This is a genomic window from Mucilaginibacter aquaedulcis (assembly GCF_030409325.1).
GTDB lineage: Bacteria > Bacteroidota > Bacteroidia > Sphingobacteriales > Sphingobacteriaceae > Mucilaginibacter > Mucilaginibacter aquaedulcis.
Genome location: NZ_JAUFPR010000003.1, coordinates 203576 through 229345, shown reverse-complemented (window position 1 = coordinate 229345; position 25770 = coordinate 203576). Strand labels below are relative to the sequence as shown.

Genomic DNA, 25770 nt, shown 5'->3' with positions numbered 1-25770 from the left:
AAAAACAATAGGGGATATGGTTATCAATTATTGGCGTAATTAACAATATAAAACTTTTTACGCAGCCAGAAAGCCAGCTTAACCAATGCTATTAAAGCGGGTACTTCCACCAATGGCCCAATTACTCCGGCAAAGGCTTGGCCGCTGTTGATGCCAAATACGCCAATGGATACCGCTATGGCCAGCTCAAAATTATTACCCGCTGCGGTAAAAGATAACGCCGCGTTCTGCGCATAATCGGCACCAAGCCATTTGCCGGTAATAAATGTAACCAGAAACATGATGATAAAGTAAATTACCAGGGGGATAGCAACCCTGATCACATCAAACGGGATCTGTACTATCAGATCGCCTTTCAGGCTAAACATGACCAGTATGGTAAACAACAAGGCAATAAGTGTTATTGGGCTTATTTGCGGAATAAAGCTGTTGGTATACCAGGCATCACCTTTTAACCTGCGCAAAATAAATCGCGTTAAAAAACCGGCAAAAAACGGGATGCCAAGATAAATAAGCACGCTTTGCGCTATCTGCTTTATACCGATGTTCACCTGTATACCCTTTAGCCTGAAATACGGAGGCAATACGGTAACAAACAACCACGCAAACACGCTATAAAAAAGCACCTGGAATATGCTGTTAAAAGCCACCAAACCGGCAGCGTATTCGCGGTTACCATCGGCAAGTTCATTCCAAACCATCACCATAGCTATGCATCTGGCTAAACCTATCATGATTAAACCAACCATATAAGCCGGATGATGCCGCAGAAAAATTATGGCTAATAAAAACATCAGCACCGGCCCTATAAGCCAGTTCATGACCAGCGACAGCGATAGTATTTTGACATTGCTAAATACCCTGCCCAATTCTTCAAACCGCACCTTGGCAAAAGGCGGGTACATCATGAGCATTAAGCCAATAGCAATTGGTACATTGGTTGTGCCCGACTGAAACTGATTGATGAAATTTTTAGTTGAGGGTATATAATAGCCTATGAATACGCCCAGCCCCATGGCTGTAAAAATCCACAGGGTAAGATACCTGTCTAAAAATGAAAGTTTTTTACGTTGTGTTGGGTTGCAATTATTTGCACTCATTATATTTGTTTATTGCTATGAAACGATAATTAGAATCAAAAAAAATCAGCAGCAGCTTTCGGAGAAATTAACCGGGGTGAAAAACGCGTTCAGCTTATCGGCGTATTGTTTCCATTTAACCTGGTCAATACAGTAGTTCATGGAGGTGCCCTCTATGGTACCTTTAATTAAACCGGCTTCTTTAAGCTCGCGCAGATGTTGTGAGGTAGTGGGCTGGGCCAAACCAAGCACTTCAACCAGGTCGGTACCGATACAGGCATTGGCCTTTATTAAATGCTCAATTATGGCAATGCGCGCGGGATGCGCCAAAGCCTTAAGCATTTTGGCCAGCTCGTTTTGAGCCTCGGTAAAGTTTTCTGTTTTGGTTAAACCCATGGCAAGCAATATTACGATTAAAGCGGTTAATAATCAAAAACGCAGTTTACAGGTTTTGAGCCACAAAATAGTCCGCATAAGTTTTGATCATATCCCGTACTTTTTCAAACTCCTGCATGATCTCCTGCTCGGTTCCGGTTGCTTTAGCCGGATCGGGGAAATTATAATGAAAGCGCTGCGCCTTTGAGGGGAAGTAAGGGCAATTTTCCCTGGCATTATCACACACGGTTATGATATAATCAAACTCAACATCCATATACTCGTCTACATGGTTTGATGTGTTATGGCTGATGTTTATGCCATCGCTGGCCATAACTTTTATGGCCTTAGGGTTTACGCCATGAACTTCAACACCTGCACTGTAGACCCTGGCTTTATCACCTGCATAAAATTGGAGATAACCTTCGGCTATCTGGCTGCGGCAACTATTGCCCGTACATAATACTAATATATTTTTCATATTAAATTTTTCTTCATTACAGTTGCTGACAAGGGACATATGTGGCTAAATTCAGACGAAGCCTGAATTTCCGGAGGTACATCTGCTCGAGATATCTGCTCATATCCCTTATCATGAAAATACGCTGTTGCAGTTTCAGTTAGCAGGTAAACAGCTTTTAAATTATTGAGCCTGGCATAACTTTCTGCGGTAATAAGCAATTTAGTTGCGATACTTAGATTTCGATATTCCGGATCAACTGCCAGGGAACGAAGTAGTCCATAATTTTCATAAATTTCTAAACCTATAATACCTATTACTACATCTTTGATATTTGAGACTACAAAAAATCCGCTTAATTCTTCGGGTAAATCTTCAACCGGCAATTTTACGGAGGAGAGTAATTGCATTATACCTTCACGACGACTTTTGGCTGCTTCTACTTTCATATAAGTCCTGTTTTAACAACATCCAGAACCTGGTGTGCAGCACTCATTTGATAAAGCCAAATTTTTTAATTCAACTTTAGGCTTTACGTCGGCTGGTGTACAGCATTCGGCACCGGTGGCTGTGGTACCGCAGCTGCCTCCTCTTTCAATAGCCTTGCACTGTACCGAATCCGGACGCAGATCAACCAAGAGGTTATCGCCATCAGTAATAATGCTATTAGGAAACATTTGCCTTGTGTCGAACTCAGAATTACCAAATTCTATCTTAACCGTAGCCAGTGGATTTAATGGCAATGTTTTTTCAACCAGCTCAATGATGGATAATGCTTTCCCAACCTTCATGGCTCGTTCCTGCTGCTGATTGGTTGGTTCCCATAATTGTACAATGATCTCTGTCCAACTGTTCATCTTACCACCACAATCAACCGATACAATCGGAGCCTGCTTAATTTCGGTGATATGGTACGCCGCATCAACCCACTTGTTTTCGGCGTACTGAAACTGCAAATCAAGGTCGGGGTGACTGAGCATTTGTTCCTTGAACGATGCCCAGTTCATTGCTTCCAGATTATTCATAATTCAATTCATTAATTATTATATTGCAATATTACGATTAATAAATTTAAAGCAAATTTATTTTAGATAATTTCCCATCCCACCTTTTAACAAAGTTGAAAGATGAGTGGGAAATATAAACGCGTCATCGCCAAGCACGAAGCAAAAGCCTCACCCAACCCTCCTAAAGGAGAGAGCTTAAAAAAGCATGTTAAAGTCTCCCCCTTTGAGGGAGATTTAGAGGGGGTTCTTGCCCTCTCTTGATGCGTGGAAAATTCTGTTTGGAGGAAAATTACCTAAGCTATCCGCTTCAGCGTAAACGTAAACTTGCTTCCTGCACCTAATTCGCTGTCTACATGTATTTGGCCCGATTGTGCTTCGATAAAATCTTTGGCTATGGCTAGGCCGAGGCCTGTTCCGGTTTGATCGGCACTGGCGTTGGGTACTTTAAAGTAACGCTCAAACAGGCGCGACAGATATTGCTCTTCAATTCCTTTACCATGATCCTGAACCGAAAACTCTATTTCATCATTATGGTGCTTTTTAACTACCAGCTCCACTGTTGATTTTTCGTGGCTATATTTTATGGCATTCGAGAGCAGGTTGATGAGCACCCAGGTGCTTTTATCCAGATCGGCATGTACCTCAGGCAGGTTCTCGTCACAATTTACATTAATGGCTACCTGCTTTTGATCGGCAGTGAATTTGATGGCCCGCACCGCATAGTCAACAATGTTTTTAGGATGCGTACTGCCGAAATTAAGCTGTAGCTTACCGGTTTCAACCTGTGCCATATCCAGCAGTTCGCCGGTTATTTGCAACAGGCGGCGGGCGTCATCATCAATGTTTTCCAACAACTGTTTTTGCTCGGTGTTCACGGCTCCGATACGGCTATCGTCCAGTAACTTTAAACTCATTTTTATGGATGATATAGGCGTTTTCAGCTCGTGCGAGATGGTGGCTATGAAATTGGTTTTGGCCTCATCCAACTGCTGATATTCTGTGATGTTTTTCAGGATGATCACTTTACCGATAACTTTCCCTTTGCTGTTCACCGATAATGATTCGCGCGAGTAGAAGCTTTCGCGATTATCAGCAAATATCTTCAGTTTGGGCTGATCGTTTACCAGCAGGTTACGCAGCAGGTCGTTTTCAAGGGCTATATCCGGTGCGTACCGACCGTTCAGCTGCTCGGCACTCATACCGATCAGGGTACAGGCTACCTCATTGGCAAATATGATGATGAGTTTCTCGTCCAAACCCAAAATGGCATCGTGCATGCTGTTGATGATGGTTTCTATCCGTTTCTTTTCAAACAGGATACTGGCCAGGTTGCTGTTCTCAAATTCATCCAGCTTTTTGGTCATGGTGTTAAAGGCTTGCCCCAATTCGCCAAATTCATCGTCAGATTCAAAATGTATTTGCTGATGATAATTACGATTTGATACCTCTTTGATACGGGCAGTTAACTCTTTAAGCGGATTAGCTATATAACCTGGGAAGTTCACTGCAAAACTAAAGGCAACCAAAAACAAAAACGCGCCGCAAAAAGCAACCAATATGGTAGCACGGCTGGCCGTATGCGTGGCCACATCATTTTTGCGCGATATACCGTTCATATTAAGCTGCATAATGCCGTAAACCAATTGCCTGGCCTGCACACGCAAAGCAGCCTGCTGGGCCGGGTTCTGGTTAAACATCTTTATTTTTTCGTACACCGCGCTCAATGAATCGGTGAAGCGGCCTTCACCTGCTTCGGTAACGTTTTTTTGTTGCAGGCTCAGATTTTTATCAATCAGCTTTAACTGCGCCTGGCTGAGCGGGCCGTTGTTAGCATCAATTACTGTTAATATCTGCTGCCCGTATTGTAACGATTTATAGTTATCCTTTAATATCACCCCTGCATCTGCCGAAAGGCGATTCAGAAAATAGATGGATAAGCCGCAGCATATTAATGCCAGTACAAACAAAAAACCTATGCCGGTACGGAGTTTATTTTTAATGGTCATGGCTATGATAGTATTACAAGATCGATATCAGTTTTTGACATTTTATTTAGTAGTTGGGTAAATATGGCTGTTTTCATGATCACCTGGTAAAATTTAAATCGTGGTTTCCCTATGCAAATGGTAGTTACCTCATGTTTTTCGGCTGTTTCCCAAATAGTTTTGGCTATGTTATCACTTTTTATTTTCAATACTTCGGCACCTAACTGGGTAGCCAGCTTCATGTTATTGATCAGGTGCCGCTGCGAGGCCAGGTTTATCTTGTCGCTGCTTTCCCTTGCTGTTTGTACATACAGCAATAACCATTTTGACCGGTAATATGACGACAACCGCGCCGTTTTACGGATAATTACCTTGGCCGATTCATCATTGGTGCTGATACAGGCCAGAAAAAGCTCGGGCCGTAGTTTAATGTTTTTAGGTATTTCAGTATCAATTTTCCGTTCAACCTGGTGCGCCACCTCGCGCAGGGCCAGCTCACGCAGCTGCAATATCCTGTCTGACTGAAAAAAATTATTCAGCGCCAGCGGAACTTTTGTAGCATCGTATATCTTGCCTTCCTTCAGCCTGTCAATCAGTTCATCGGCGGTAAGGTCGATATTAACCACCTCATCTGCCATTTGCAAAACCTTATCGGGGATACGTTCATTAATGGTGGCCCCGGTTATGCGTTCAACCTCTTCGTTCAGGCTTTCCATGTGCTGTATATTCACCGCGCTGATCACGTTGATACCCGCGTTCAATATCTCTACCACATCCTGCCAGCGCTTTTCGTTTTTGCTGCCCTCAATATTGGTATGGGCAAGCTCATCAACAATCACCACTTCGGGCCGCAGGCTAATGATGGCCTTCAGATCCATCTCTTCCAGTTCCTTACCTTTATAAAACAGCTTGCGGCGGGGTATCAGGGGCAGGCCCTCTAACTGGGTTACGGTTTCCTTTCGGTTATGGGTTTCAATATAACCTATTTTAACATCGATGCCATTGCGCAGCAGTGCCTGGGCCTCCAGCAGCATGCGGTAGGTTTTGCCAACACCAGCGCTCATGCCTATGTAAACCTTAAATTTACCTCTTCGCGAACGCTTTATCAGTTCCAGAAAATGCTCAACCGATTGTTCTTTTTCTTCACTCATGATTGGTATGCCTTACCTTTCAATTTCATGATCAATGATATACTATAAATTGTATTAAAACTAATAAAAGGAGATTCCGAAAAATCCCCTTTTATAGCACGGACGTCAATCAAACCAAAATTTATAATTAACAACCTAAATTAATTACAAAACAATCCGTACTATTTCTTAAGCTCATCTAAAGCTATGTTCAACTTAAGCACATTTACCTTAGCCGGGCCAAACATGCCTAACCATGGTTTTTCTGTATGCTCATTAACCAACTGTGCTAATTGCTGTGCCGATACGCCGCGTATTTTAGCAATACGTGCAACCTGTACCTGGGCACCTGCAGGCGAAAGATCGGGATCAAGACCACTGCCCGATGCTGTAACCAGTTCTGCCGGGATCTGTTCACGGGTTACTCCTGGGTTATGCTTCATAAAATCGGCAATACGCTCATCAACCTGTTTCAGATAATCGGGGTTTGATGGGCCCTTGTTTGAACCTCCCGAACCGGCCGCATTATAATCAACAGCCGATGGGCGACCCCAGAAGTATTCATCCTTAGTAAATTTTTGGCCTATAAGGGCGTAACCAACTGTACGCCCTTTGTATTGGATGGTTTCGCCATCTCCGTGTCCCGGTGTTAATTTTCCTACACCTGCTATAGCTAAAGGGTATATGCCTGCAAGTATCACGATCAATAGGAGCGTTAACTTTAATGAGGGCAACAAATATGTTTTCATCTTTATAATTATTGAATAATGATTTATTGAATTAGTGATTTAAATTCTTAGAACTTTTTCACTTATATAAACAACCCAACGGCAAGGTCAATCAACTTTATACCTATAAATGGGATAAGCACTCCGCCCAAACCATAGATCAGCAGGTTGCGGCGTAATAAAGCGCTGGCACCAATTGGCTTATACTCCACACCTTTAAGGGCCAGCGGTATCAGCAACGGAATAATAATAGCATTGAAAATTACTGCTGATAAAATTGCCGATTCGGGGCTGTGCAACGCCATCACGTTAAGAGCCCTTAGTGATGGTATGGATACCATGAACAAAGCCGGAACAATGGCGAAATATTTGGCCACGTCATTAGCGATGGAGAAGGTGGTAAGCGTGCCGCGGGTCATGAGCAACTGCTTACCTATCTCCACAATTTCAATAAGTTTAGTAGGGTCGTTATCCAAATCCACCATGTTACCGGCTTCTTTGGCCGCTTGTGTACCGCTGTTCATGGCTACACCTACATCGGCCTGGGCCAGTGCGGGGGCATCATTTGTACCGTCGCCCATCATGGCTACCAGCTTACCGCCCTGCTGTTCTTTTTTAATGTAGTTCATTTTATCCTCAGGCTTGGCCTCGGCAATAAAATCATCTACACCGGCTTTTTCGGCAATAAATTTGGCGGTGAGTGGGTTGTCACCTGTTACCATTACAGTTTTTACCCCCATTTTGCGCAGGCGCTCAAAACGCTCGGCAATGCCGGTTTTAATAATGTCCTGCAATTCTATAACACCTAAAATTTCGCTGTTTTGGGCAACTACCAGTGGTGTACCACCGTTTGAGGCTACGCGTTTTACACATTCTTCCACCTCTTCCGGAACCCGTTTATCGGCTTTATGAGCCAGGTTACGCATCGAATCAAAAGCGCCTTTACGGATCTTCAAACCATCCGGCGTATCAATACCGCTTGAGCGTGTTTCGGCAGTGAATTTGATAAATACCGAACCTTCGGGAGCTTTAACATCTAAAAAAGCCTTATCATGACCAGCCAGCTCAATGATGGACTTGCCTTCCGGAGTTTCATCGGCAAGGGATGCTAATACCGCTGCATTGATCAGTACATCGGGTGAGATGCCCAATGCTGGCCAAAATTGAGTGGCCTTACGGTTACCTATGGTGATGGTACCTGTTTTATCCAACAGCAAGGTATCCAAATCGCCTGCGGTTTCCACAGCTTTACCCGATTTGGTGATTACGTTGGCACGCAATGCCCTGTCCATACCTGCGATACCGATGGCAGATAACAGACCACCAATGGTAGTAGGGATCAAACAAACGAACAGGGATATAAATGCCGCTATGGTGATAGGGGTGTTGGCATAATCGCCAAAGGGTTTCAGCGTAACGCACACGATCACGAATATCAGCGTAAAACCAGCTAACAGAATAGTTAAAGCTATTTCGTTAGGTGTTTTCTGGCGCGAAGCTCCTTCAACAAGGGCGATCATCTTATCCAGGAAGCTTTCGCCGGGCTGGGTGGTTACCATTACTTTTATCCTGTCGGATAATACCTTGGTACCGCCTGTTACTGATGATTTATCGCCGCCTGCCTCACGGATTACCGGGGCCGATTCACCAGTAATGGCCGATTCATCAATGGTAGCAATACCCTCAATAATCTCACCGTCGGTTGGGATGTTATCACCGGTTTCGCAGATAAAAATATCACCTTTTTTCAGTTGCGATGACATTACCCGTTCTTCCTTGCCATTAACCAGCAAACGGGCAGGTGTTTCTTCGCGGGTTTTGCGCAGGCTTTCGGCCTGCGCTTTACCGCGTGCCTCGGCAATTGCTTCGGCGAAATTAGCGAACAGAACAGTTAATAGTAAAACGATGAATACGGTTAGGTTGTAAGCAAAGCTTCCCTGGCCTTTATTGGCAAAAGAATAAATGCTCACAATAAGCATCACGAAGGTTCCTATCTCAACGGTAAACATTACCGGGTTGCGGAACAGTACGCGTGGGTTCAGTTTGATAAATGACTGCTTAAAAGCCTCCTTCATTTGATCGCCCTGGAATAATGTATTTTGATTTGAGTTCATGATTATCTTAATGAAAAATGTTCGGCAATTGGACCTAATGCTAATGACGGGAAGAATGACAGGGCAGCAATAATGACGATCACCGCGAATATCATCACCCCAAAAGTTGAGGTATCGCTCTTTAATGTTCCGGCCGATTCTGGGATGTATTTTTTATTGGCTAACAAACCGGCAATTGCCAGCGGGCCAATAATTGGTAAAAACCTGCCCAGGATCATCACAATACCTGTTGTGAAATTCCAGAATATGTTACCATCGCCCAAACCTTCAAAGCCCGAACCGTTATTGGCTGCCGATGAGGTATATTCATACAGCATTTCTGAAAAGCCGTGACTGCCCGGGTTATTTAACCAGGCCGATGGTTTTACTGCCCAATCGGCATTTGGCATGTGTACCAATACATATGATGATATGGCCAAACCTACCAATATGATAAAAGGATGGAGCAGGGCGATCAGCGAGGCTATCTTCATTTCCCGGGCCTCAATTTTACGACCGAAAAACTCGGGGGTTCGGCCTACCATCAGTCCCGATATAAACACCGCTATGATTATAAAAATGTAAAAGTTAAGGATACCTACACCGCAGCCACCGTAAAAGCAGTTTACCATCATACCCAGCATCATCATAATACCTGATACAGGCATGGCGCTATCATGCATGGAGTTTATAGATCCTGTTGATATTACCGTAGTTATAATACTCCAGTAAGCAGAGCTGGCCGGGCCAAAACGCACTTCCTTGCCTTCCATGGCGCCAGTTGGCTGACTGATACCCATTTTGGCAATGGCCGGATTGCCGTTCAGTTCGGCATTCATGGTTGGGATAAGCAGCATGAGCATTCCCAGTGTCATGACACCGAATATGACGTAGGCGAATTTTTTCTTATTAAGATAAAAACCAAGCGCAAATACCAATGCAACAGGTATTAAGGTTTGCGCCACCAGTTCGGTAATATTGGTTAAATAATTAGGGTTTTCGATAGGGTGGGCGGAGTTGGCACCAAACCAGCCGCCGCCGTTTGTACCTAAGTGTTTGATGGCAACCAACGCGGCAACCGGTCCGCGGGATACGTGAACTGTATCGCCCTGCATACTAATGAAAGTATCTTTACCGGCATAGCTGGTAGTCATACCGTTAAAGGCTAATATAACCGCTATTACAAAAGATATAGGCAGTAACACACGGGTAATGGTTTTTACAAAGTAATCCCAAAAGTTACCCAGTTTGTCGGTCACTTTATCTTTCAAGGCCCTGAATACTACGATCAACGCGGCAATACCTGTAGCAGCCGAAACAAAGTGCAGGAACATAAACACAAAATGCTGTGTAAAGTAAGTGGCGCCGCTTTCGCCCGAGTAGTGCTGCAGGTTACAGTTTACCAAAAAGCTGATAGCAGTATTGAAAGCCGTATCTGCCGATTGGCCCGGGTTTGCATCAGGGTTAAGTGGCAGATGGCCCTGGGCCATTAAACAAATAAATGCATAAATAAGCCACACGCTGTTAATGGTAAGCAGGGCAAATAAATGCTGTTTCCAGTTCATTTCCTTTTTGGTATCAATACCGCTGAAACGGAAAATGAAACGTTCAACAGGGGCCATAAAATCAAGCCATGTTTTTTCGCCTTTAAAAACGCGGGCTATGTAGCGGCCCAATGGTATAGCCAGTGCAAGCGTGAGCAGGTAGGTAAATATTACACCTGAAATTTCAGAGTTCATGGGTTATATAATTAAAATTTTTCGGGTTTAAGCAGCACGTACACCATGTATATGAACACGGCTATGGCCACAATGAATAATGCGATCATGGTGATTAGATTTTTTCGAAGTAACTAACTGATTTAAAAAAGAGCCAGAAGATGGCTATGAAGGCCACTACATAAATAACAACTTGTAAAACATCCATAGTATTAGTTTTTACTGGTGCTTTACCAAGCAGATGCCATAAAATAACGAAACCTATTAAAAGGCTTTAATACAGCCGATTAATAGGTTTTTATGTAATTGCCAGGAATTTTCAAGCCTTAATAAGTCTATCAAAATGATAAACGGTTATCAAAGTGGGAATTGGGTAGTTGTGAAAATATTGTTTTACTCTAACCCATACTCTTTAAGTTTACGATAAAGCGTAGCTACGCCTATGTTTAGCAAATGAGCTGCTTCGGCGCGGTTGCCGTGGGTATGGTTCAGTACACGCTGTATATGCAGTTTTTCTACCGATGAAAGATCAAATGCCGATAGCGGGCTGCCTGATTTTACCTGTTGCTGCTGAATTTCATAAGGCAGCAGGCTTTCATCCAGGATATTATTATCGGTAAGGATAACCGCGCGTTCAATGATGTTTTTTAGCTCGCGGATATTGCCGGGCCAACTGTAGGCTTCCAGTTTATCAACAAATTCATCGCTTAGTTTATTGATCTGTTTTTTAACCTTCAGGGCAAAGTACTGCATAAAATATTCGGCCAGTAGCTTGATGTCTTTTTTACGCTCGCGCAGGGCGGGCAGCGTGATCTGGAAAACCGATAAGCGGTAAAACAGATCTGACCGGAAATTGCCTTCGGTTATTTCTGTTTGCAGGTTACGGTTGGTGGCAGCCAGTATGCGCACATTAACTTGGGTAGGTTTGGTATCGCCTATTTTTAAAAACTGCTGCGATTCCAGCACACGGAGTAATTTGGCTTGCAGATCATGGTCAAGCTCACCAATTTCATCTAAAAATATGGTGCCGCCATTAGCTTCCTCAAACAATCCCTTCTTATCTTTCAGTGCCCCGGTAAATGAACCGGCTTTATGACCAAACAGCTCGCTCTCCAATAGTTCCTTAGTAAAAGCACTGCAATTTACCGCCACAAATGATTTAGCGCTGCGCTTGCTGGCCTGGTGAATAGCTTCGGCAAAAATCTCTTTGCCTGTGCCGGTTTCGCCCAGTAGTAAAACAGTGGTATCAGTAAGGGCCACCTTTTGGGCCAGTTTGATCACATCACTTATCGCTGTCGATTTGCCGATGAGTCTGTCGAAGCCAAATTTATCATTAAGCTTGCTTTGCAGCTCAATTACCGTTTGCTGTAGCAGGGCCTTATCCATGGCCTTGCTCACCAGGGGGATTATCTTTTCGTTATCATCGCCTTTGGTTATATAATCAAAGGCACCTGCTTTTATGGCCTTTACGCCATCATTAATGGTACCGTAGGCGGTAAGCACTATGATTTCGGAAGCAGGGTATGTTTTTTTAATGGTTTCGGAAAGGGTTATGCCATCAATATCGGGCAGTTTAACATCGCTCAGTACCACCTGTATCTGTTCCTGTTGTAATTTGCGTAACCCTTCTTTAGCGTTTGCCGCGGTAATTACTTCGTGTCCTTCCAGTTGCAGGATACGCGCCAGCAGGTTTCGCAGCCGTTCCTCGTCGTCGATAATTAACAGTTTGCCTTTTTGCATCACAGCAAATATGACAAATTTTGACCGTTGATTATGGTGATCACGATGATTTCGTTGATGATTTTATGAACAACAGGGTTTTACCAACGTCCTGCCCGGCGGGTCGCACGCATCAGTTGGCGGTGCCTTTTAGCGTCGTAGTAATCGTTGGTTACCAGTATAGCGTGTATAACCCCCGGAATCCAGAAACAGAGAGTTAACAATATATTCAGAATAAATGCGCCAATTCTGCCAGTGGTTAATATAGCCAGCGGAGGCAGTAAAAAACATAAAAAGTATCTCATGGCAATAAAATTTAAAAGCCGTGATACAACGTATCATCACTATTTAGAGCATGCAAATACTTTTTTGTTACTGCAATAATTAATCGCGCAGGTTTAGCGGAAGCTGTTCGCCAAAAAAGAGTGCTTTTAGCTCTGTAGCATCATTAGGCAGCATTTTGCCACCCAAAATGAGCCTTAGCTGGCGGCGGCGCAGCGCTCCTTCAAAAAGGGCTATTTCATCATCGGTTTCAGGGATCAGGGCAGGTACGGTTGTTTTTTTGCCATCGCCGTCAAGTGCTACAAAGGTGTAATAAGCCTCGTTACTTTTTACTTTGGTGCCCGATGGTATATTCTGTGCCCATACATCCATACGTACCTCAACCGAGGTGGTGAATGCACGGGTAACCTTAGCTTCTATACTGATCACATCACCCAGTTTAATCGGTGACTGGAATGATACGTTATCCACCGAAGCTGTTACCACAATACGGTTGCAATGTTTTTGCGCGGATATGGCCGCGGCTATATCCATCCAGTGCAGCAGGCGCCCACCCATCAAGTTGTTTAAGGTGTTGGTATCATTGGGTAATACCAGTTCGTTCATGATGGTGTATGATTCTTTGGGCGCTTTTCCTGTCATATATGGTTTCTTTTATGCAAAGATACGTTTTTTAGGAAGAGGTAGACTCACCCAGTTATCACTCCCTGAATGATACCAAGTGATAAAACACGCGTCATTGCTTCGTTTCTCCATAAGATGTGCTGGTACTCCGGAAAGCACACTTCATGAAAAGTTATATCAGAAAAAATCCAAACCCGCTAACAAAAAAGGGAGGACTCTTATAAAGCCCTCCCTTTTTATTTTATAATTAATGCTTATTGCCTTGGCGCAGCTCCAAATTTGCTTTCGTAGCCTTTCAGCTGATTGCTGAATTTGGCATTTAATGCAGGTTGTTTGAAGTCTTTAGTAAAGCCAACCAAACCGCTCAGTATCGACATGGAATATTGTATATCGCGGTTCTCAACGCTGGTTTCACCATTTTTTAGTAGTTCATAGTTGTAATCAAGCGAGTTGGTTACATAATCATCAACCTGGTTTGATAGTTTATTGGCAAGGGCAATATCGCCCAGGCGGTAGGCGCTTTCAATCATGTAGTATTTACGTACTGCAACTTCGGTTGAGTTGATGATGCCCGGCATTACCTCATCATATTTTGCCAGCACGTTTTTGGCCTGATCAGTATGGCCTTCTTTGGTTAGGTTATCGGCCAGGTTGGAATAAAGCCTGCTGATGAGCGGATAAAACATGGTCATGGATTCATGATCCAGATAGCGGGCGTTTTTCATGTTTCCCCATTTAAACTTGGTCATCATGTTTTGATACATCACCGGCGTGTTGCTCGTTTCCAGCGGACTTGCAGCTGTATCAGGCTTCAGTGGCATTAAACGATATGCGAAGCCCTCGTTGTACAAAAATTTATCAAGGCCTATCATGTTATCATTAGGTACCGTTACCGAAAAATAAATTGGGCGTTTCCAGTTATTGTGCGATAGGATATCCATCATGGCCAGCACATCCTTGGTAACATAACGACCGCCAAATGTCCAGTCCATTTCGGTGGTTATCTTATCTTTTTGTGCCGCCGGAACTGTGCCGGTTTGCACCACTTCATCGGGGTTGACGGTTATTTTAAAGTTTTTAGTAGGCAGGTAATTGGTAACATCACCATTATTATATTCAACCATTGCGGCTTTATCGTCAGAGGTCATGAAGTCAAAAACCTCTTTCAGCTCCACGTGGCCGGCAACTTTCTGATCGTTATAGTAAATAACATCACGCACCCCCGGTTTAAACTTATCATTAGGCATGCTGATAGGCAGCGGCTCCGATTGATTCATTTTATTTTTCATACCGCGGATGTACCAATCTGTACCCAGTAAGCTTAAGTTAACAATACGCACATCGGGGCGTACATTCTCCACCTCCTGGATGTACCAAAGCGGGTAGGTATCGTTATCGCCATATGTGAACAGGATAGCATTCGGCGCGCAGGAGTTAAGGTAGTTATAAGCCATATCATGCGGCGTAAGCTTGGTTGAGCGGTCATGATCGTCCCATTCCTGGTTAGCCATTAATACAGGGGCTGCCAGTAAGCAAACTACAGTAGCTATAACGGCGCTTGTTCTGGCATTCACTTTTTTGCTCAGGAAATCGGCAATGCCCAGCACGCCCAAACCTATCCAAATAGCAAAGGCATAAAACGAACCGGCATATGCATAATCACGCTCGCGTGGTTGCAGAGGGTCCTGATTCAGGTATAGCACAATGGCCAAACCGGTAAAGAAAAACAGCACGGCCACAACACCGGCGTTCTTTTGATCGCGCCAAAAATGGAAGAATAAGCCTATCAGACCAATTATAAGTGGTAAAAAGAATAAACGGTTATAGCTTTTGCTTTCGGTTACCGAGTAAGGCAGAGGCTTTTTAAAGTTCAGTCCGCTTATCCAGTTACCATCAATGCCGCTGTTGCTGGTTTGGCCATCCAAATCATTAGTACGGCCAACAAAGTTCCATAAAAAGTAACGGGTATACATCTGGTTAACCTGCCAGCTGCCAAAAAAGCCCAGGTTAGTGGCAAAGGTTGGTTTTTCACCTTCGGCCAAATGGCTCCATGAACGGTAAAATTCGGGGTGACCGGCCTTATCGCTAAACATACGCGGAAAAGGGGTATTGCGGTCATAAACGGTTGTAAGTTTTTTACCTGCAATTTCATACTTGGTTTCGCCGCGACGGTAAATGTTGGCTCCTTCAGTTTGCTCGGTAGGGGTAGAGTCAAAGAACTGACCATATAATAAAGGAGTATCGCCATACTGATCACGATTCAGGTAGCTGTTAAGCGCGAAGGCATTTTCAGGATCGCTGTTATTAAGGTTAGGGTTTGCTTTTGCCCTTACCACGATCATTACAAACGAGCTGTAACCAAACAATATAAACAGCAGGCAAATTAAAAAGGTATTTAATGCAAAACGCCTTTCGCGAATCTTTACTACATACTCCAGTAAGGCCAGTACACCAATACCAACTACCACACCAATAATACCGGCGCTAATGCCCAATACCAATATAAAGCATACTGCACATACTATAATTACAGGTTTTAATGGTTTAATGGTATAATATATGCCCGAAACTATGGTGGCAATCAGCAATACAAAAAACATGATTGCCCCGCTGCCAAAGCCCATACCCAGGGTATTCACAAAAAGCAGATCGGAAAAGGCAGCACCTTTAACGGTGAACTGGATAACACCCCACAGTACAAAGGCCACAGCTACAACACCCGCGAAGAATGCCCAGAAAGTACCTTTAGTAGTGATGTTTTTAGCCCTGCGGAAATAAATTACCAGCGCAATGGCTGGTATAACCAGCAGGTTTAACAAGTGGATACCTATAGAAAGACCCATTACATAGGCTATAAATACGATCCATTTATCGGCATGCTGCTCATCTGCGTGGGCATCCCATTTTAATATGGCCCAAAATACAATGGCTGTACATAATGATGATTGCGCGTAAACTTCCGACTCCACTGCCGAAAACCAGAAGGTATCTGAGTAAGCATAAGCCAAAGCACCTACCAGGCCCGAGCCAATGATCAGGATCAGATTTGCAGGGCTTATGTCTTCACCTTTTTTAACTATTAACTTTTTAGCAAGTGCGGTAATAGTCCAGAACAGGAACATGATGGTAGCGCCGCTGGCCAGTGCCGATGCCATATTGGCCCAGTAGGCCACCTTGGTAACATCGCCCATTGATAGCAGAGTAAAAACTTTACCAATAATGGTGAACAATGGTGCGCCCGGCTGGTGGGCCACCTGCAAACGGTAGATACAGGCAATAAACTCGCCACAATCCCAAAAGCTTGAGGACGGCTCTAAGGTTAAAATATACGTTAACGAAGCAATGATAAAGGCTACCCAGCCAAATATATTGTTGATCTTACTGTAGTTCATGTCTGAATATTACGATAAAAAAAGGTTTAATGCAGCCCGAAATTAATAAAAGTATTATGATGAAGAAACCAAAAGTACCTTAATAACACTTTTAGGCCCTTTTTTGGTGTTGGGAGCCGATTAAAAATACTTTTTTAAAATTCTTTTTGGAGTTAAAAAAATCCTCCTATATTTGCATTCCTTTTCGGGGAGTAAATAACAAACCAAAGGAGATTGCCTGATAGTATAATGGTAGTACGACGGTTTTTGGTACCGTTTGTCTAGGTTCGAATCCTGGTCGGGCAACATTTCAATTTCGGATTACGGATTTTGAATTTCGGATTTAATCCGGTTTAAAGGTCGAAATCCGAAATTGTTTTTTTATATAGGCTTTACGTTTCAAGATTCGGACTCGTGATGATTAAAAATCCGAAATCCGGAATCCCAAATCCCAAATAAAAAAATGCCATTACAATTTAATCCCGTTAAGTTATTTGCAGGATCAGGCTCTAAGGAGCTCGCCAAAAAAATTGCTGATGCTTATGGCCGGGACCTGGGTGATGTGGTACTCTCCCGTTTTAGTGATGGCGAATTTCAGCCGCACTTTAATGAATCTGTAAGGGGATGCGATGTGTTCCTGATTCAAAGCACTCACCAGCCTACTGATAACCTGATGGAATTACTAATGATGATTGATGCCGCCCGCCGTGCATCATCACACTACGTAAGTGCCGTTATCCCTTATTTTGGATTGGCCCGTCAGGACAGGAAAGATAAACCACGCGTTGCCATTAGTGCTAAGCTGGTTGCCAATTTGCTGGTTGCAGCAGGTATTAACCGTATCATGACCATGGACCTGCACGCAGCGCAGATACAGGGCTTTTTTGATATACCGGTTGATCACCTGGATGCATCTATCATTTTTGTACCTTATATCAAAAGCCTGGGTCTTGAGAACTTAACCATTGCTTCGCCGGATATGGGTGGCTCATACAGGGCACGCAGCTTCGCCAAGTTTTTTAACGCCGAAGTGGTTATTTGCGATAAACGCCGCAAACGCGCCAATGAAATTGAGTCAATGACGCTTATTGGCGATGTTACCGATCAGGATATTGTACTGATTGATGATATATGTGATACGGCAGGCACTTTGGCTAAAGCGGCCGGTTTAATTATGGAGCGTGGTGCACGTAGTGTTCGCGCGGTTTGTACACACCCGGTTTTATCAGGTAAGGCTTATGAAACTATCGAAAACTCTGCCCTGGCCGAGCTGATAGTGACAGATACCATACCATTGAAACACCAGAGCTCAAAAATTAGAGTACTTTCAACTGCCGAGCTGTTTGCAAAAGCCATAGGCAATGTAAACGAACATGGCTCAATAAGCCAGTTGTTTAAGATAGATTAAGATAGGGGCCTTTAGTTCATAGTTGATGGTTCATAAAAATGCCGTTGCTCCTAACAATTAAAAGGAAAAAGAACTTGTGAGGATTAGACCATGAACAATGATCTATGAACCACAAACTTAAATAACAAATAAATAAATATAAAAATGAAATCAATTGCTATTAGCGGTTCTCCAAGAGAGAACGTAGGGAAAAGAGACGCTAAAGAACTGCGTTACCAGGGCTTAGTGCCTGCAGTACTTTACGGTGGGGCTACTCAAACCCACTTTTCAGTGTCCGCAGCTGATTTGAGAGCCGTAGTTTACACTCCGGTTGTTCATTTCATCGATCTTGATGTTGCTGGTGTTAAATCACAAGCTATTATTAAAGATATTCAGTTTCACCCTTTAACTGAGCAAATTATCCACGTTGACTTTTTATTGCTTGACGAGAAAAAACCAATCTCTATCGAGATCCCGGTTAAATTAACCGGAACTTCTCCAGGTGTTAAAGTGGGTGGTAAATTAGTTCAGAAATTAAGGAAACTGCGCATCAAAGCATTACCTAAAGATCATTTAGATGCTATTGAAGTAAGCATTGAAGCTTTGGAAGTTGGTAAATCAGTAAAAGTAGGCGAAATTAAACTTGCTAACCTTACTATCACTAATGCCCAGGAAGATACTATCGTATCAGTAACCACTTCACGTGCATTACGTCAGGCTGAGCAGGAAGCTGCTTCAGGCAAAAAATAAGCCCACTAACCCCCTAAAGGGGGAACAAGAGCCCATTTAAAAAAGCGGTAGATGTAAGTCTATCGCTTTTTTATTTTAAAATAATATCTTCGCCATAAATTAAGCAAATCAAAAATCCCCCTTTAGGGGGTTAGGGGGCATGAAATATCTAATAGTTGGTTTAGGAAATATAGGTCCGGAATATGCGGATACCAGGCATAATATCGGTTTTATGATATTAGATGAATTTGCCAAACAGGAGGGGGCAAAGTTTCATAATATGCGGTTGGCTTATTATACCGAGGTATCATTCAAGGGCCGCGGTTTGCACCTCATTAAACCTACTACCTATATGAACCTAAGCGGAAAGGCTTTAAACCACTGGATGCAGGAGCTGAAGATCCCTGTTGAAAATGTATTGGTTTTAGTTGATGATATTGCCCTGCCGCTGGGCACTTTGCGCCTTAAGCCGAAAGGTAGCGCCGCGGGCCACAATGGCCTTAAACATATTGAGGCAACCCTTGGCCATAACAACTATGCACGCCTGCGTTTTGGCGTTGGCGACAATTACCCCAAAGGCCGACAGGTTGATTACGTTTTAAGCGGCTTTGATGATGATGAAAAGCCAGAGATCCCCGCCCTGATTGATCGCTCTATTGAGATGATCAAAAGCTTTACTACCATTGGTACCGAGCTTACCATGACTCGTTACAACAAATAAAATGTGCCGGCATCACCTAAAACTAATTTTTTAGTTAAAATATGTTAAATAGTTTTCGATTTGTGCAACAGATGGTTAACTTGATACGTCTTATCCACCAAATACCTTATGAAACAATTCTTACTGATCTTGCTATGCTGTTGCCTTTCAGCGTTTGGTTATGCCCAAACACAAAATTCGCCCCCGAGTATTACTGTCAGAGGGACTATCATCGATTCTGCCCAAAATAAGCCCCTTGGTTACGTTACAGTAGCCCTGCAGGATGCCGCTACACACGCGCCTGTAAAAAGCAGTCTTGCCAAAGACAACGGAACTTTTGAACTCAAAGCTCCCGAAGGTAAAACCTATCAGCTGGTAGTGGCCTTTATCGGATACGCTACCAGAGTTTTACCAGTAAAACTCACCGGCAATGAGTTTGATGCCGGCAAAATTTTGCTCGGCACTTCCAATAAGGAGTTAAAGGAAGTAACCATAACCGCGGTAAAGCCGGTAATGAAACAGGAGGTTGATCGCCTGAGCTATGATGTAACCGCCGATCCGGAAAGTAAAGCGGTTTCTGCATTGGATATGATGCGCAAAGTGCCTCTGTTGTCGGTTGATGGCGATGATAAAATAAGGCTTAAAGGAAGCGGCAACTATAAAATATTGATCAACGGAAAGGAATCGGCATTGATGGCTAAAAATCCATCGGATGTGTTGAAGGCTATGCCCGCCACCAATATCGAAAAGATTGAGGTAATTACCACCCCACCAGCTAAATATGATGCGGAAGGATTAACCGGTATCATCAACATCATCACCAAGAAAAACGCAGATCAGGGATATAACGGCAGCATCAATACCCGCTACAATACGGTTTGGGGCCCTGGCTATAACCTGAATGCTACGGTAAAACAGGGCAAGTTTGGCCTTTCGGGTTACGCAGGCTTTGGTACTCAAAAGGATGTTACCGCAGCTACGCATAACACGCAAACGCAATTCGTTAACCAGGCAGTTTCCAGTATATTAAATCAAAACGGTAGCAATACATTCGGTGGCAAATACAAATACGCCAATGCCGAACTGAGTTACGAAATAGATAGCCTGAATTTGCTTACCGGTTCATTTGAGATTTTTCAGGGTCATTTTGATCAGAGCGGCCAACTGCAATCAAACCGCACTAACAGTGCCGGGATACTTGATCAGGCTTACCGCAACCTGGTGACCAATAACAGTAAAGATAAGGGGGCCGATATATCTGTCAATTATCAGCGCAGTTTTAAAAATCATAAAGACGAGTTGCTTACCATGTCATACAAATACAGCTACTCGCCAAGTGATCAAACAAATACCAACGCATTTACCAACCGCTTTAATTTTGATGATACGGATAATCCCGATTTCAGGCAGCGGAATAATGCCGGTAATCGCGAACATACTATTCAGCTTGATTATGTGTATCCGTTAAAAAAGATAAACATTGAAGCAGGTGCAAAGGCCATTCTTCGTACTAATTTCAGTGATTTTGGACGCGATGACCTTGACCCTACCACCAATGAATACGTACCCAACGAAAGCCAGACTAGCACCTTTGATTACCACCAGGATGTTACCAGTGTTTACAACTCGTACCAGATAAAATTAACCGGCTGGACAGCCAAGGCAGGCTTACGTATAGAACACACCGCAATCAGTGCCGATTTTATGGGCACCCCACTTGATAAAGGGTACAATAACCTGATCCCATCAATATCATTACAGCGCAGTTTAAAAAGCAGTAGTATCAACTTAGGGTTCACCCAGCGTATCCAACGCCCCGGCATATACCAGCTTAACCCGTTTATTGACCGGTCAAACCCTAAGTTTATTAATACCGGTAATCCTGATCTGCGCCCGGAGTTGAATAATACTTTTGAACTTACCTACAGCAATTTCAAAAAAGCATCGGTTACGGTAGGTTTAAGCTATGCTTTCTCCAATAATTCCATTCAAAATGTGAGCAGCTTGCGCGATAGCGTAACCTATACTACATACCAAAACCTGGGCAGCAACCGCAATCTGGGCTTTAATGTAAATACCAATTTTTCTATTGTAAAACCGCTTACCGTTAGTTTGAACGGTCAGATTTCGCACGTTTGGTTAAAGGGGACTTACAACGGTCAGTTCTTTAAAAATGATGGATATATAGGTAATGCTTTCGCCAGCTTTACCTATAAACTGGGCGAAACCTACAGGTTAGGCTATAATGCCGGTTTCTTTAGCGGCGATGTTAATTTACAGGGCAAAACCAGTAATTTTATATATAACTCATATACGGTAGCTAAGGACCTGTTCAACAAAAAGTTTACCGTAACCCTGGTGGCCAACAACCCATATAGTAAGTACAGGGCATATACCAACTCATCTCGCACGCCCGATTTTATTCAGAGTACCAGTACCGATAACCCGTACCGTCATTTCGCTATCAGGCTTAACTACAAATTTGGTAAGCTCAACGGTGAAATTAAAAAGAATCAGCGCAGTATAAATAACGATGATACCAAAAATAGCGGCAAAAGTAGCGGTTCAAATAATTAAGTTTGCAGCATGAAAGTTTACGGAATTACCAACTGCAATACAGTTAAAAAAGCCCTTGATTGGTTAAAAGAAAAGAAGGTTGATTATAATTTTCAGGATTTTAAAAAGCTGGGTGTAAGCGCCGAAAAGCTGCAGGAGTGGGAAGGTAAGGCCGGTTACGAAAAGTTTATGAATAAGCAGGGCCTAACCTGGAAACAGCTTGACCCGCAGGTTAAGGAAAGTGTAAAAACCAGTGCCGATGCCCTTGCCTTATTACAGCAAAAAACAAGCATGATCAAAAGGCCTGTGATTGAGGATGGAGACTTCCTGTTTTTTGGTTTCGACGAAAAAGTATACGCTGATCATTTTTTAAAGAAATGATAATTTAATTATAACGTACAATCTGTTGCTAAGCCTATAAATCATGTATATCTACCTGATTTATAGGCTTTCCTGTTTTTAGCTCAAATTTGAAAATTTTCTCATTTTATCAATTAATATTCGCGTAACAATCGTTTTACCTGAACATTCAAAAGTTTTTTTATGGTATACTTGCCGCATATATACAAAAACGATTGAAATGAATTTAAAACTGATGGCCGGTTTCAGCATGGCCTTTATGTTGGCGGTTAGTGTAGGTGATGCGCAGCAAGCGGCCCCGGCTAACCAGTCCGCTTCTGATTACAATTATCATGAAACCTTCGGGCCCTTGTTTTATACCAAAAACGGAACCGAATACCGCGCGGCAAGCGGCGAGCCCGGCCCAAAATATTGGCAAAACCGGGCCGATTACCAATTGGCTGCCAGGTTGAATGATCAAACCAATGAAATTACAGGATCTGAAGTTTTAACTTATACCAATAATAGTCCGCAAAACCTGGGTTTTTTATGGATGAACCTGGAGCAAAACCTTTTCAAGCTTGATTCGCGCGGTACAGCCATTGTGCCGCCAACCGGCAGCCGCAACTGGGGCAGAGGCGAAGCATTTGACGCTGGCTACAAAATAAAATCAGTAAAATACGCAGGTCTTAAAGGCGAATTTACTGATGCAAAATTCCTGATCAATGATACCCGCATGCAGATATTTTTACCTAAAGAGGTAACTGCTAACGGTGGTCAGGTAAAACTGAAAATTGAGTACTCATTTATTCCGCCAAATTATGGATCTGACCGTACAGGCTATCTGCAAACCAAAAACGGAAAAATTTATACCATAGCTCAGTGGTACCCGCGCATGTGCGTATATGATGATGTAATGGGGTGGAATACCATACCTTACACCGGCCCGGGTGAGTTTTACCTGGAATATGGCGATTTTGACCTTAGCATCACCGCACCTGCTAATCACATCGTGGTAGCATCGGGCGAGTTGTTGAACCCACAGGAAGTTTATACTCCTGAGCAGCAAAAACGCTGGGCGGCAGCAGCTGAAAGCGAAAAAACGGTAATGATCCGTACAGCGAATGAGATCAAAGACCCTAAATCGCGCCCGGCTGGTAAAACCGAACTTACCTGGCACTTTAAAATCAAGAATGCCCGCGACGCTTCATGGGCTTCATCAGCGGCCTTTATTGTGGATGCCGCTAAAATGGATCTGCCAAGCGGTAAAAAATCAATGGCTATATCGGCCTACCCGGAAGAAAGTGATGGCAATGATGCCTGGGGCCGTTCAACCGAGTACGTTAAAAAATCTATCGAATATAATTCAGAAAAATGGTTCGAGTTTCCTTACCCTGCCGCAACCGCTGTTGCCGGTATAGTAGGTGGAATGGAATATCCGGGAATAGTTTTCTGCGGATACAAAGCCAAAAAGAACGGTTTATGGGGTGTGAACGATCATGAGTTTGGCCATACCTGGTTTCCGATGATCGTAGGTTCAAACGAACGTTTATACGGCTGGATGGATGAAGGTTTTAATACTTTTATCAATACGCTTTCAACCGCCAACTTTAACAATGGCGAGTATAAAAACACCCATGCTATTGATATGCACCGTATTGGCGAAACTTTTACCAGGCCCGAACTGGAGCCTGTAATGAGCCAGCCAAACAACCTTAAAGAAAGAAATACCGGAACCCTGCTTTACTCAAAACCAAGTGCCGGTTTAGTATTGCTGCGCGAACAGATATTAGGCCCTGAGCGTTTTGATTTCGCCTTTAAAACTTATATTAACAGATGGGCATTTAAACACCCTACACCTGACGATTTTTTCCGCACTATGGAAAATGCTGCTGGCGAAAGCTTACAATGGTTTTGGAGAGGCTGGTTTGTGAACAACTGGCGTCTGGATGTTGCTGTGAGCAATGTTACCTATGTTGATGGCGATGCCTCAAAAGGCGCGCTGATAACCTTGGATAACCTGGGTAAAATGGCTATGCCGGTTATACTGGAAGTGAAAACCAAAAGTGGTAACACAACTCGCGTTAATCTGCCGGTTGAAATTTGGGAACGCTATGGCTCATGGACATTTAAGTATCCATCAACCGAAGAGATTGAATCGGTTACGTATGATCCCGACAAAGTATTACCAGATTATAATCCCGACAATAACGTTTGGAAAAAATAAAACAAGAACCCGGTTAACGCCGGGTTTTTTGTTTTATCAATTTTTTATCTTGTCATCCTGATAAAAGAAGGATCTGTTTCTGGATTTACAAGTTGTAGAATAGCGCCGTTGAATGCTTAAGCGGTTTTTAAAACTTCTTAAGTTGCCATGTACGTTGTCATGACATGAAGGATGACAATCACGGGGGAGATTCTAATTGTAACAACTAAGCTATGTAACAATGAAGCTTTGCTGACAAACAATTTATCGCCTATCTGTTAATTTACATATTAAACAACAACACTATCATGAATAAGAAAGTATGGTTAATAACAGGTTGCTCAACCGGCTTTGGCCGTCAGCTGGCAAAACTTGTTTTAAAATTGGGTTATAAAGCGGGTGTGGCGGCGCGTAATACCGATGATGTAAAAGACATTATTGCCGATTACCCTGACACCGCCATTGCACTAAAGCTTGATGTAACCAAAACGGATGAAGTTAAGGCAGCAGTAGCAGCAGTTAAGCAAAAATTCGGGCTAATTGATGTACTGGTAAACAACGCAGGCATCGGTTACTTTGGTGCCATTGAAGAAAGTGAGGAGGATGAAGTACGCCGTATGTTCGAGATCAACTTTTGGGGTTTGGCCAACATGACCAAGGAGGTGCGCGTGCCCAGCATAGCGGTCATATCCTGAACATAAGCTCCATTGGTGGGTTAAGATCCTTCCCCGGAGTAGGATTTTATAACGCTACTAAATATGCTGTTGATGGTTATTCAGAATCACTGGCAAAAGAAACTGCCAGTTTAGGTATCAAGGTGACTGTTATAGCCCCAAGTGGTTTCCGTACAGATTGGGCTGGGCGGTCGGCCAATAACAGTAAAATTGTTATTGCCGATTATAAAGAAACAGCAGGAGCCAATAAAGAGGCCATCAGGGGTTACAGCGGCAAACAGCCCGGCGATCCGGAACGCGCGGCCGAGGCTATTATAAAAGCGGTAGAGGCAGAGCATCCGCCGTTGCGCCTGTTATTAGGTAAAGCCGCCCTAAACGGTGCCCGCCTTAAATTGCAGGAACTTAAAGCAGATTTCGACACCTGGGAAGAAACCACCACCGGTGCAGATTTCCCTGAAGGGGAGTAAAAAAGGTTTTCGTCTGAACCGTGATTTTTAGGATTAAAGGATTAGAAGGATTTCTTTAAAAGTTGAAAATCAGACTCACCCCGACATCGCTACGCTTGTCACCCCTCTCTTCGCCTGCGGCGGAAAGAGGGATTTTCTTTT

23 protein-coding genes and 1 tRNA gene are annotated in these 25770 nt (G+C 43.4%); 9 read left to right on the top strand and 15 right to left on the bottom strand.

From position 1 onward, the window contains the following. Positions 1-23: 23 nt before the first annotated feature. The 15 genes from arsB to QWZ01_RS16155 form a co-directional block, all read right to left on the bottom strand. The gene (gene arsB / locus QWZ01_RS16220; RefSeq protein ID WP_290325001.1) at positions 24-1100 is read right to left on the bottom strand and encodes an ACR3 family arsenite efflux transporter; all 1077 of its coding nucleotides are present in this window, start codon (positions 1098-1100) and stop codon (positions 24-26) included. A gap of 45 nt (positions 1101-1145) precedes the next feature. Then, positions 1146-1475, bottom strand: a complete 330-nt coding sequence (locus QWZ01_RS16215) for an ArsR/SmtB family transcription factor (RefSeq protein WP_290325000.1) — start codon at positions 1473-1475, stop codon at positions 1146-1148. A gap of 46 nt (positions 1476-1521) precedes the next feature. Then, positions 1522-1935 carry an arsenate reductase ArsC gene (locus QWZ01_RS16210; protein ID WP_290324999.1) on the bottom strand — a complete coding sequence of 138 codons (414 nt, stop codon included), beginning with the start codon at positions 1933-1935 and terminating at the stop codon, positions 1522-1524. After that, positions 1932-2363, bottom strand: coding sequence for an arsenic resistance N-acetyltransferase ArsN2 (arsN2, locus tag QWZ01_RS16205; protein ID WP_290324998.1), 432 nt, complete (start codon positions 2361-2363; stop codon positions 1932-1934). The genes QWZ01_RS16210 and arsN2 overlap by 4 nt, the downstream gene beginning before the upstream one ends. A gap of 12 nt (positions 2364-2375) precedes the next feature. Beyond that, positions 2376-2939, bottom strand: a complete 564-nt coding sequence (locus QWZ01_RS16200; RefSeq protein ID WP_290324997.1) for a DUF6428 family protein — start codon at positions 2937-2939, stop codon at positions 2376-2378. Between the two features lie 275 nt (positions 2940-3214). Next, complete coding sequence (locus tag QWZ01_RS16195) at positions 3215-4927, bottom strand: HAMP domain-containing sensor histidine kinase (RefSeq protein WP_290324995.1); 1713 nt, start codon at positions 4925-4927, stop codon at positions 3215-3217. Positions 4928-4929: 2 nt separating this feature from the next. Next, the gene (locus QWZ01_RS16190; protein ID WP_290324993.1) at positions 4930-6057 is read right to left on the bottom strand and encodes a sensor protein KdpD; all 1128 of its coding nucleotides are present in this window, start codon (positions 6055-6057) and stop codon (positions 4930-4932) included. Between the two features lie 161 nt (positions 6058-6218). Continuing rightward, positions 6219-6785 (bottom strand): K(+)-transporting ATPase subunit C, encoded by a 567-nt coding sequence (locus tag QWZ01_RS16185; protein ID WP_290324992.1) that lies wholly within the window; start codon positions 6783-6785, stop codon positions 6219-6221. 62 nt (positions 6786-6847) lie between these two features. Continuing rightward, a complete protein-coding gene (gene kdpB, locus QWZ01_RS16180; RefSeq protein WP_290324990.1) occupies positions 6848-8878 on the bottom strand; it encodes a potassium-transporting ATPase subunit KdpB in 2031 nt (676 codons plus the stop codon). Between the two features lie 2 nt (positions 8879-8880). Then, positions 8881-10596 (bottom strand): potassium-transporting ATPase subunit KdpA, encoded by a 1716-nt coding sequence (gene kdpA, locus QWZ01_RS16175; protein ID WP_290324988.1) that lies wholly within the window; start codon positions 10594-10596, stop codon positions 8881-8883. An 11-nt stretch (positions 10597-10607) separates the two neighbouring features. Continuing rightward, a complete protein-coding gene (kdpF, locus tag QWZ01_RS26020) occupies positions 10608-10685 on the bottom strand; it encodes a K(+)-transporting ATPase subunit F (protein WP_169611101.1) in 78 nt (25 codons plus the stop codon). A gap of 283 nt (positions 10686-10968) precedes the next feature. Further along, positions 10969-12315 (bottom strand): sigma-54-dependent transcriptional regulator, encoded by a 1347-nt coding sequence (locus tag QWZ01_RS16170; protein WP_290324986.1) that lies wholly within the window; start codon positions 12313-12315, stop codon positions 10969-10971. Between the two features lie 80 nt (positions 12316-12395). After that, positions 12396-12599 (bottom strand): YqaE/Pmp3 family membrane protein, encoded by a 204-nt coding sequence (locus QWZ01_RS26090; protein ID WP_290324984.1) that lies wholly within the window; start codon positions 12597-12599, stop codon positions 12396-12398. Between the two features lie 79 nt (positions 12600-12678). Next, positions 12679-13218: an acyl-CoA thioesterase gene (locus QWZ01_RS16160; RefSeq protein WP_290324982.1), complete on the bottom strand. Its 540-nt coding sequence runs from the start codon at positions 13216-13218 to the stop codon at positions 12679-12681. A gap of 236 nt (positions 13219-13454) precedes the next feature. Further along, complete coding sequence (locus tag QWZ01_RS16155; RefSeq protein WP_290324980.1) at positions 13455-16592, bottom strand: glycosyltransferase family 117 protein; 3138 nt, start codon at positions 16590-16592, stop codon at positions 13455-13457. A gap of 214 nt (positions 16593-16806) precedes the next feature. Between QWZ01_RS16155 and QWZ01_RS16150 the strand changes: the two genes are divergently transcribed. From QWZ01_RS16150 to QWZ01_RS16110, 9 genes are all read left to right on the top strand, one after another. Then, positions 16807-16877, top strand: a tRNA-Gln gene (locus QWZ01_RS16150). A gap of 157 nt (positions 16878-17034) precedes the next feature. Next, positions 17035-17979 (top strand): ribose-phosphate pyrophosphokinase, encoded by a 945-nt coding sequence (locus QWZ01_RS16145; RefSeq protein WP_290324979.1) that lies wholly within the window; start codon positions 17035-17037, stop codon positions 17977-17979. A gap of 144 nt (positions 17980-18123) precedes the next feature. Next, positions 18124-18708 (top strand): 50S ribosomal protein L25/general stress protein Ctc, encoded by a 585-nt coding sequence (locus QWZ01_RS16140; RefSeq protein ID WP_290324977.1) that lies wholly within the window; start codon positions 18124-18126, stop codon positions 18706-18708. 139 nt (positions 18709-18847) lie between these two features. After that, positions 18848-19408 carry an aminoacyl-tRNA hydrolase gene (gene pth, locus QWZ01_RS16135; protein WP_290324975.1) on the top strand — a complete coding sequence of 187 codons (561 nt, stop codon included), beginning with the start codon at positions 18848-18850 and terminating at the stop codon, positions 19406-19408. Positions 19409-19516: 108 nt separating this feature from the next. Then, positions 19517-21964, top strand: a complete 2448-nt coding sequence (locus QWZ01_RS16130) for a TonB-dependent receptor (RefSeq protein WP_290324973.1) — start codon at positions 19517-19519, stop codon at positions 21962-21964. Positions 21965-21973: 9 nt separating this feature from the next. Then, the gene (locus QWZ01_RS16125; RefSeq protein ID WP_290324971.1) at positions 21974-22324 is read left to right on the top strand and encodes a Spx/MgsR family RNA polymerase-binding regulatory protein; all 351 of its coding nucleotides are present in this window, start codon (positions 21974-21976) and stop codon (positions 22322-22324) included. Positions 22325-22523: 199 nt separating this feature from the next. Continuing rightward, entirely contained in the window at positions 22524-24509 is a 1986-nt protein-coding gene (locus QWZ01_RS16120; protein WP_290324970.1) for a M1 family metallopeptidase, read from the top strand. Between the two features lie 287 nt (positions 24510-24796). Beyond that, positions 24797-25183 (top strand): SDR family NAD(P)-dependent oxidoreductase, encoded by a 387-nt coding sequence (locus tag QWZ01_RS16115; RefSeq protein ID WP_290324969.1) that lies wholly within the window; start codon positions 24797-24799, stop codon positions 25181-25183. Then, a complete protein-coding gene (locus QWZ01_RS16110; protein WP_290324968.1) occupies positions 25123-25629 on the top strand; it encodes an SDR family NAD(P)-dependent oxidoreductase in 507 nt (168 codons plus the stop codon). Before QWZ01_RS16115 ends, QWZ01_RS16110 begins: the two co-directional genes overlap by 61 nt. The last annotated feature ends 141 nt before the right edge of the window (positions 25630-25770 follow it).